The organism is Humibacter antri, assembly GCF_054777235.1.
On the sequence record NZ_BAAHAW010000031.1, the window covers coordinates 1 to 4,315 of the forward strand.

General features: G+C 63.6%; 5 protein-coding genes and 1 pseudogene. 3 read left to right on the plus strand and 3 right to left on the minus strand.

From position 1 onward, the window contains the following. Positions 1-128: 128 nt before the first annotated feature. Positions 129-668, minus strand: coding sequence for a Dps family protein (locus tag ACYVDK_RS14010; RefSeq protein WP_460522779.1), 540 nt, complete (start codon positions 666-668; stop codon positions 129-131). A gap of 258 nt (positions 669-926) precedes the next feature. Then, positions 927-1,439, minus strand: coding sequence for a hypothetical protein (locus ACYVDK_RS14015; RefSeq protein ID WP_460522773.1), 513 nt, complete (start codon positions 1,437-1,439; stop codon positions 927-929). A gap of 517 nt (positions 1,440-1,956) precedes the next feature. On the opposite strand from ACYVDK_RS14015, the gene ACYVDK_RS14020 reads away from it, so the two are divergent. The 3 genes from ACYVDK_RS14020 to ACYVDK_RS14030 all read left to right on the plus strand — a co-directional run bounded on the left by ACYVDK_RS14020 (position 1,957) and on the right by ACYVDK_RS14030 (position 3,887). After that, positions 1,957-2,937, plus strand: a complete 981-nt coding sequence (locus ACYVDK_RS14020) for a diacylglycerol/lipid kinase family protein (RefSeq protein ID WP_460522781.1) — start codon at positions 1,957-1,959, stop codon at positions 2,935-2,937. Positions 2,938-3,181: 244 nt separating this feature from the next. Beyond that, complete coding sequence (locus tag ACYVDK_RS14025) at positions 3,182-3,610, plus strand: hypothetical protein (protein WP_460522775.1); 429 nt, start codon at positions 3,182-3,184, stop codon at positions 3,608-3,610. A gap of 46 nt (positions 3,611-3,656) precedes the next feature. Continuing rightward, positions 3,657-3,887, plus strand: coding sequence for a hypothetical protein (locus tag ACYVDK_RS14030; protein WP_460522777.1), 231 nt, complete (start codon positions 3,657-3,659; stop codon positions 3,885-3,887). Positions 3,888-4,101: 214 nt separating this feature from the next. Here the strand turns inward: ACYVDK_RS14030 and ACYVDK_RS14035 are convergent. Continuing rightward, positions 4,102-4,245 (minus strand): annotated as a pseudogene (locus tag ACYVDK_RS14035) (IS256 family transposase); the annotation flags it as partial. Positions 4,246-4,315: the final 70 nt, after the last annotated feature.

Genomic DNA, 4,315 nt, shown 5'->3' on the forward strand with positions numbered 1-4,315 from the left:
TGATCAGATAGGCATTCTCCGTTTAACTCGCCGACCTCAACTCACCACCCATCGGTGGATCCGGGCTTAGGGAGCCAGCGAGACGGGCCGCTTTGGCTGCTGCCCGAACCGCGAAGACGGGGGCGACGCTACGGCATCGGAGAACGGTTCTCCGCACTGACCATCCACGAAAGTTGCTCAAGGCGCTCGATGATCGTGTGCAAGATGTCGGCGCTGGTGGGGTCCTCGTCGTCGACGTCGTCATGAACCCGTCGTATCGTCGCCACCGTCGCATCCAAACGTGCTGTGATCATGTTGACGACGACGGCCGTTTCTTGTTCACCGTTCGGAAATGCCGGCAATGAGGTCGTCGCAGCGAGGGTGTCGCTGCGTCCGTCTGGGACAGCGTGCAACGCTCGAAGACGCTCCGCGATGACATCGCTGAATGTGCGTGCAGCAGCCACCATTTCGTCAAGTTGCAGATGCAGGTCGCGAAAGTTCTTTCCTACGACGCCCCAGTGTGCTTGCTTGCCTTGAAGTGACAATTCGAGTAGATCGACAAGCACCTCCTGCAGATGGTCAGTCAGCCGTTTCGACGCGGTGAACCCAGTCTCTGCGTTCTCCCGGCGGCTGCCATGTGGTCCGCCCCCGTCCGGGAGCGTTGCTGTGTGTTCGTCAGTGGTCGGCATGGCCGTCACGTCCTCTCGTTCACGTATCCAAAGCCCGCGGCCGCGATCTCGGGCGCCAAGCCCTCAGAATTGTGCGCAGCCTCGGCATCGGGCGTCGAGTGATTGCGCGAATCGGATCAGACCTGTAGTGGAGGCACCATCCGTCCGCCCAGCCGCCTGCGCCAACTTGCTGCCATCCCGGCACCGGTGCCGTTCGGCGATTCTCCACTCGCCGGGTCTTCTACCGGCCCTGATCACCAATAGAGACGCGGGTGCTGTTCATCGCGCAGGACGCGGCGGCGGAACGTCCGCATCTCCAGAGTCGCCGGTCACATCCTCGTCGAGGCCAGACCGGGCATGCCGGGGCTCGGCTTCATGCTCGGTTCCCTCCTCGGCCCGACTTCCCGCTCTGTTCTCGGTCTGGTCCGCGCCGTGGTTCTTTTGCGCGAATCGATGGGTGTCGACGTCCGGATCGATCTCGTCCGCCCGGCTGAGCTTCCTGTCGACAGATGCACGTGCATCGCCGGCTTGTGCGGCGTGCGCATCCGCATCGCGTCGCCGGCGCTCGGCTTCGACCCCTGCCTGCTGCGCATCGGCGTTCGCGCGGGATGCCTTCGCCTCCCGCTCCCGCGCCGCGAGGTCGTCATCGCGAGCAGCTGCGCGCAACTCCTCCGCACGCTGCCGGTCGAGTCCGCGCTTGCGTCGCCGGCCGGCCGTCAGTGCGATCACGACGATGATGATGACGATGATCGCGATCACAACGATCAGAACGATCCATCCGGTTGTGTTCATGCTCGAAGACCAAACGCGTCCCCCAGCGCCGGACCAGGGGTTGACGGAACCTCCGAACGCGAGGTCGTCGACGAACACATTTCCTGCACTTCGCGATCATTGCCAAGGAGAGCCCCGGCCCGGTCGCGGTACTCCGCGGGCGAGTGATGAAGGCCGCGACCGCCCCGAAATCTGTCTCGCAGTTCCGAAAGACAGGAATGGCAACCCCGCCACAGCGGATCAGACCGCAGCTCTGGACGCAGACTTCTGCGTTTCACGCAAGCGCTGCCGCGCAATGGATCGCTGATATTGGATCGGCTCATGGATCTCTGCATCTCAGGCAAGAGGGCGCCAGCCACCGGCGGCGGCTCTGGCATCGGACGGAATGTCGCCGGCATAGGCGTGGGGGAGGATAGCGGCGTCATCACAGACCCGGCACCGCGCACGAATCCCCGCGTTCCGGATCCTGATGTCGCCCCGTCGCTTCAGGCTCAGGCTCGGGCTCAGGCTCGGGCTGACGACCATGGCTGAGCCCCTGATGTCCGGGGGTGTTTCGCATGCTGCCGTGGTCTTCAACCCGGCAAAGTTGTCGAAAGCGGGCGCCAGATCGCTGCGCGAGGATGTCGGTCGGCTGGGGCGTACCCTCGGCTTGGGTCAAGCAACCTGGCACGCCACATCGGCGGATGATGAAGCACGGGCCGCGAGCGAGGCGATCGCCTCGCATCCCGCGTTTGTCGTCGTCGTAGGTGGAGACGGAACAGTGCGCGCGGCGGCCGAACACATCGAGAAGGCCGGCATTCCACTGGGTGTCGTGCCGGTCGGTTCAGGAAATCTTCTAGCGAGGAACCTTGGCCTGCCGGTCAATGACCAGTCCGCGGCAGTCCGTGTCGCGTTCCTCGGCGCGGACCATCGCATCGATGTTGCTCGAGCCGAGCTTGCTGACGGAAGCGGTCAGGTGAGTCGATCCTTGTTCTTAGTGATGGCGGGCATCGGACTGGATGCACGTATGGCGCGTGACACGAACACCATCGTGAAGAAGAGGGTCGGCTGGCTTGCCTACACGGATCCGATACTGCGCTCGGTGTTCTCTGGGGCCCGTTTCGGGATCAGCTATTCATTGGATAGCGGAAGACGACGCACCGTGAGGGCGCACACGATCATCGTCGGCAACTGCGGCACGCTTACCGCGGGGATCCTCTTGATACCGGATGCCGTACCCGATGACGGTCTCCTCGACATCGTCGCGCTCAACCCGGTCGGGTTCGGAGGCTGGGCACGGGTCGGCGCACGCCTCGCCCTGAACCGCCTCCTTCATCGTTCGCGCGGTGGTCGCGTCCTGCTGCAGGCGGCGCCAGGCGTCTCAGCTCTCCGGTACGGACGTGCACGGACGATTCAGGCTCGATTCAACAAACCACAAGCGATCGAGCTCGATGGTGACAGTTTCGGCGACGTCCGGCGTGTGCGGATCACTGTGCGGCCGGGAGCTATTGCTGTGCGTATTCCCGAAGACGGGGGATGATCGGCGTCATGGCCGCTTCACCTGATTGGTGACAACGTGCGGCGTCAAGACGTTCTGACACCTTTGCCCTCAGTGCGGAACCCCTTGATTCAGTGGACACTGCCGGGCGACAGTCGAAGCGTCGGGCGTCAATGCACTCGACCTGATCCTTTTGGAGGGGGAGGCCATGGCCACGTCCGTGCTGATCAGCTGCACGTTCGATCATGAGGATCGCTCGCGACGCGTCTTCGCCGACTTTCAGCGGATGCACGGCGCGGCGCTGCTCAACCTCACAGGTCTCGTCTGGGTCTTCGTCGCCGCAGATGGCCATCTGGATCTGACCACGTCATCACACGACTCGATAGCGTCGGAAACTGATCGCGATTCCGCGTCGTTCGCGCAGATCCTCGGTTCGCTCCTGACTGCTCCACTGCGCGGGTCACCGGTCAGTGGAACCCTGGGAGCCGTCGTCGACCGGATCCCAGCAAGCGACGAAATCTCCGCACGTGGCCTGCGCAAACGGGCGAGGAAGATCCTGGTCCCCGGAAAATGGGCCGTGATCGCCTACGCATCTCAGGCAGCGGAATCGGCGATCCGTACCGAGCTGCAAACAGATGCGCCGGAAGTCTGCTTCTGGGAAATCCGAGAGGAGACAGCCGACACACTGTCATCCGATGCGGGAGTGGAGCCCTGACCCTCTGCACGAACACGGACTTCGTCGCCCTGCCTATCCCGGCGCCATGCTCGCGCGCAACCGGTTGCTGTTGGTTGACATCAGTTCCTATCGTGATGCGCCAAATGGAATCGATGGCAGCAGGAAAGGAACAGCAATGAACGACAACGAACACTCGCAGCGGCCCAACCCGGACGACCTTCCCGACGGCTCCAATTCCGATGGAAGCGAGGCCGAACCCGGTGAAGACACCGCATCCGGGGGCGGCGCCGATGAAAATGAGACCGCACGCCACTGACACAGGCGCCCATCGGCCGATGACCGCCTCGGCGCACACGGCAAGCACGCCGTCTCCGCGACCCTGGGCCCCCGAACTCAGCGTCCTCGACCGCCGATGGCGCACCCTCCGCTCCTTCGACGGCGGACTTTCGGCCGCCGCCGATCACCCTTCCTGCTACCGGACAACAAGCCACGGGAGTGTCCGGTTTTCGGTGTAACCGGCGTTTTGTGTACTACAGGTTTTCGGCGGCCGGCATACGGTCGGCGAACGTGACGGCGAAGGCGTTGAGCGCGGGCTTCCATCGCATGGTCCATCGTGACTGTCCGGTGCCCTTCGGGTCTAGTGACCGCGTCACGAGATAGAGCGTTTTGAGCGCTGGGGTCTGCTGCACGGATAGGTGACAGGTTGGTTATGCGGCCAGTGCGGCCGGTGTGTTCATCATGACT